Annotated in this window: 6 protein-coding genes; 5 read left to right on the top strand and 1 reads right to left on the bottom strand. The window is 61.5% G+C overall.

All coding sequences use genetic code 11. The annotated features are described in order from the left end of the window. Window positions 1-51: 51 nt before the first annotated feature. From IT585_00905 to IT585_00885, 5 genes are read left to right on the top strand one after another with little or no spacing between them, the layout of a single operon-like run. Window positions 52-1488, top strand: a complete 1437-nt coding sequence (locus IT585_00905) for a hypothetical protein (GenBank protein MCC6961788.1) — start codon at window positions 52-54, stop codon at window positions 1486-1488. A gap of 10 nt (window positions 1489-1498) precedes the next feature. Continuing rightward, window positions 1499-2332: a hypothetical protein gene (locus tag IT585_00900; protein MCC6961787.1), complete on the top strand. Its 834-nt coding sequence runs from the start codon at window positions 1499-1501 to the stop codon at window positions 2330-2332. Further along, on the top strand, window positions 2329-2700 hold the full coding sequence (locus IT585_00895; protein ID MCC6961786.1) for a hypothetical protein: 372 nt from the start codon (window positions 2329-2331) through the stop codon (window positions 2698-2700). The genes IT585_00900 and IT585_00895 overlap by 4 nt, the downstream gene beginning before the upstream one ends. A 9-nt stretch (window positions 2701-2709) precedes the next feature. Next, window positions 2710-2874: a hypothetical protein gene (locus IT585_00890; protein MCC6961785.1), complete on the top strand. Its 165-nt coding sequence runs from the start codon at window positions 2710-2712 to the stop codon at window positions 2872-2874. Further along, entirely contained in the window at window positions 2858-3115 is a 258-nt protein-coding gene (locus IT585_00885; GenBank protein ID MCC6961784.1) for a hypothetical protein, read from the top strand. The genes IT585_00890 and IT585_00885 overlap by 17 nt, the downstream gene beginning before the upstream one ends. Here the strand turns inward: IT585_00885 and IT585_00880 are convergent. Next, window positions 3055-3326 (bottom strand): hypothetical protein (locus IT585_00880; GenBank protein MCC6961783.1); only part of this gene is annotated, 272 nt, incomplete at its 5' end. The genes IT585_00885 and IT585_00880 overlap by 61 nt on opposite strands.

The raw sequence follows: 3326 nt of genomic DNA, 5'->3' as shown, positions 1-3326 counted from the left end.
CTCCGCACCGCTCGAACCCTCCGCCTCTGGCGGAGGGGCGGGCGGCGGAGAATGCGAAAGGACATTATGCAGACCCTGATCGATACCTCGACCGCGCACTACGCCGCCGGTCCCGGCTTCACGCGCCGCCAATTTCAGCTCGTCGCCGGTCCGTACAGCGGCCGCAAGGTCGTCATCTACAATTCCGGACCGGCGACGATCAAGTTCAACTACGCCGACCCGCCCTACGCTTCCTGGTCGGCGCCGGTGATAATCACGAACGCCGCCGCCGACTTCCCCGCCAGTGCCTGGCTCGATCCCGATGGGGGCATCTACCTGGCCTACACCGCGCAAACGACGCTTGACCTGATCTTTCGCAAATTGACCTTCGGGGCCGGAGAGTGGAGCGTCGGTCCCGAGATCGTCATCTATGGCGACAAGGACAACTACTTCCCGTCTCTGGTCAAGGATTCACTCGGCCGTCTGCAGGTGTCATGGTCGTGTTACGATTCCGGCACCGGCCAGCAGGTGGTACGGCACAAGCGCTCGACCTCCGACGGTGCGGTCTGGGGCTCCGGTCCGAGTGATGCCGGCAACGCTCTGACGGCCGGATCGGTCGCGGTGTACAGCCAGCTCGTCCACATGTCGGGGAGCGTGTATTGTCTTTACACCGATGGCGGTACGCGGCTGGCTTGTCGGCGAATGATCGACGGCGCGCTGCAATTTGAGGATGAAACAACGCTGTATCAAGGCGTATTCCTCGGTGAGCGTTTCGCGGCCGCCGTCGCTGCACCCGCGTCGATGATCGGGGTTGCCTTCGAAGCGCTGTACAGACTCTGGTACATGGAATTCGACGGCGCGAACTGGAGCGGCCTGTATGAGATCGCGTCTTCGCCCGCCACCGGTCCGCTGGTACTCTTCAATGGCGCCACGCCCTGCGTCGTCTACGGCAACGATCTCGGTGGTGGTCAGATTGAGGCGAAGTACCGCATCAAGAGCGGCGCCGGTTTTGCGCCCCAGCAGGATCTGGCGCCCGAATTGCGTCGCTTCCATCATGTCTTTGTATATGACGATTCCGCTGCGCAGAAGTACGCGTCGTTGACCGTCGAAGCTGCCTCATCCGCCGCGGCTGACGTGATCCATCCAACTTCGGGCTGGCTGCTCGAAGTGGCCAACGATGCGATTTATCTCGGCGCTGATGCCCCGTTCGCAGAGGTGATGATTACGCTTTCGACTCCCGGTGTCGGCGGCACGACGGAGTGGCAGTACTTCGACGGCACGATCTGGCGCAGTTTCACGCCGATCTCCGGTGCCTACAATCTTGATGCGGCATCGCAGCGCGTGCGGCTCTGGATCGACTCGGCTCACTGCCCGGTTGAATGGCAGAAGAACCTGGTGGAACTGAAGCTCCAGTACTGGCTGCGCATCGTCGCAACCGCGCCGTTTACGACACCGCCAGTCGGCTCACAGATTACGCCGCTGCCCCAAATCGCTCACTTCAGCAATTAAAGGAGGGAACATGCCGTTCACCGACATTGCTACCGTCCGCCAGCACTTGCAGGAGACCGCGTCGTTGCAGGACGCTTTCCGCGACGTGCCGCTGCCGCTGACCGGGGTCGCCCCGGCCGCGTTGTTGCACGGCAACCTGCGCGCCGGATCGGTGATCGTGAAAGGGAAGGAGCTGGGTGCACCGCAGTTCGTTGAGATCGCGCTCCGCAGCCAGCCGCAATCGCTGGGTGCCGTGCAATTGATTCCGGACAGCGTTGTGGTCGCCTCCGATAGCTCGCTCGGACGAATCTTCACCGAGCATGTTGATTACCATATCGATTACCGGCTCGGCCAGATCACGCGGCTCGAAGCGGGCGCGATCGTGCCGGATGCCGTGGTCGCGGTCTGGTACTACGCGTATCGCATTCACGTTGAAGGCGTCGATTACAGCGTGGACTACGAGAAGGGGACGATTCGCCGCCTCGCCGGCAGCAGTATCGAAGACGGGCAGACCGTCTTCGCTGACTACGAGACTGACGGAGCGCTGCTGAATGACGATCAGATCACCAATGTCATCGTCGAAGCCGACGACCTGATACTGGCGGTTATCGATCCGGCTTACCACGGCTCGACCGCGCAGGCGCTGATCACCGCCGAGACGTACCTGGCCGTGAGCATTCTCTGCCGCATCAAAGCGGTGGCGACGCTGCAGGCGGGGCAAGATTTCAACGTCACGGCGGCGCGCTCGTGGCAGGAATTGGCGAATCGCTACGAAGCGGACGCGTACCGGATCGCGGCTCGGTATCGCACGCCGTCGGGGACGCTCAGTTCGCCGGTGCGCGTCACGGGAGGAGATCACCTATGAATCCGACGCTCAGCTATCTTCTGGGTCGGCGCATGTGGTGGGTGCCGGGAGTGGCGGTATGGGGGCAGATTGCCGATTTCGAGCCGGAGGTCATTTGCAGTCAGGTCGACGGCGCGAGCAAGCGAATCGTCCATGGCAAATTCGCCATCGGCGGTTCAAGCCAGACGATTCGCTACATCGATTTGATCGACAGCAAGGGTAATCCGCTGCCGGAGACGCTGACCAATCCGCGCGTGATGGCGCAGGCCAAGGGGGAAATCGGTGTCATCGTGCAAGGAGAGGAGACAGCGCAGTCGTTCGTCCTGGCCAAAACGCAGGCGACCGACCAACTCGCCGTCGCTGATCTGCTGATTGTGGAAATGGGGTAGACGATGCTGATGACGATTCTCACTACCGTGTGTCCACAGTGCGGGCTGGTCTTCGTCGCCGACACGGAGCACACGATGAATGTTTGTCCGTTCTGCAATCGCGGCTTCAAACTGCAGCCCGCGACGCTGCTGGAGGCGCAATTGCAGGGGGAGGTTAATGAGCGGCAAGCGTAAACCGGTGCGCCGCCCGCCCAGCGACCTGGAAGTCCTGGAGGAAATTCAGGCTAAAATCGTCGAGGAACTGCGCGCCAAGGAGATTAATCCGCGGGTCGGCGATTTGCTCAAGGCGCTCGAGTTGAAGCTGAAATTGAAGTTGTCGGAGCAGCAGAAGGAGAAGATCTGGGAGTTGATCAATCAGCTACGGGCGGAGGAATTGCCCGCTGATGAGCCATCGTCCGCCGACGAGGGCGAGTGAGGCGCATCGACACGCGGCGCCATCGCCAGCCGCATCAGGTAGAACATCAGCGAGACCGGGGTTACGGCGATTACCAGAGCGAGCAACATCCCTTGCAGGATCGGCGAGGGCAGCAGGTAGGACAAGATCAGCAGGGTCCAGATCAGCGCCGTGATTTTGCCGAACAAATTCGAAGTCGGCGTGGGCCGCTTGAATTTCAACGCCAGCAGTG

It is taken from the genome of Candidatus Zixiibacteriota bacterium, assembly GCA_020853795.1.
In the GTDB taxonomy this organism is placed as follows: Bacteria; Zixibacteria; MSB-5A5; order CAIYYT01; family CAIYYT01; genus JADJGC01.
Note: the sequence above shows the minus strand (reverse complement) of the source record. Positions and strands in the feature narration are given on the sequence as shown.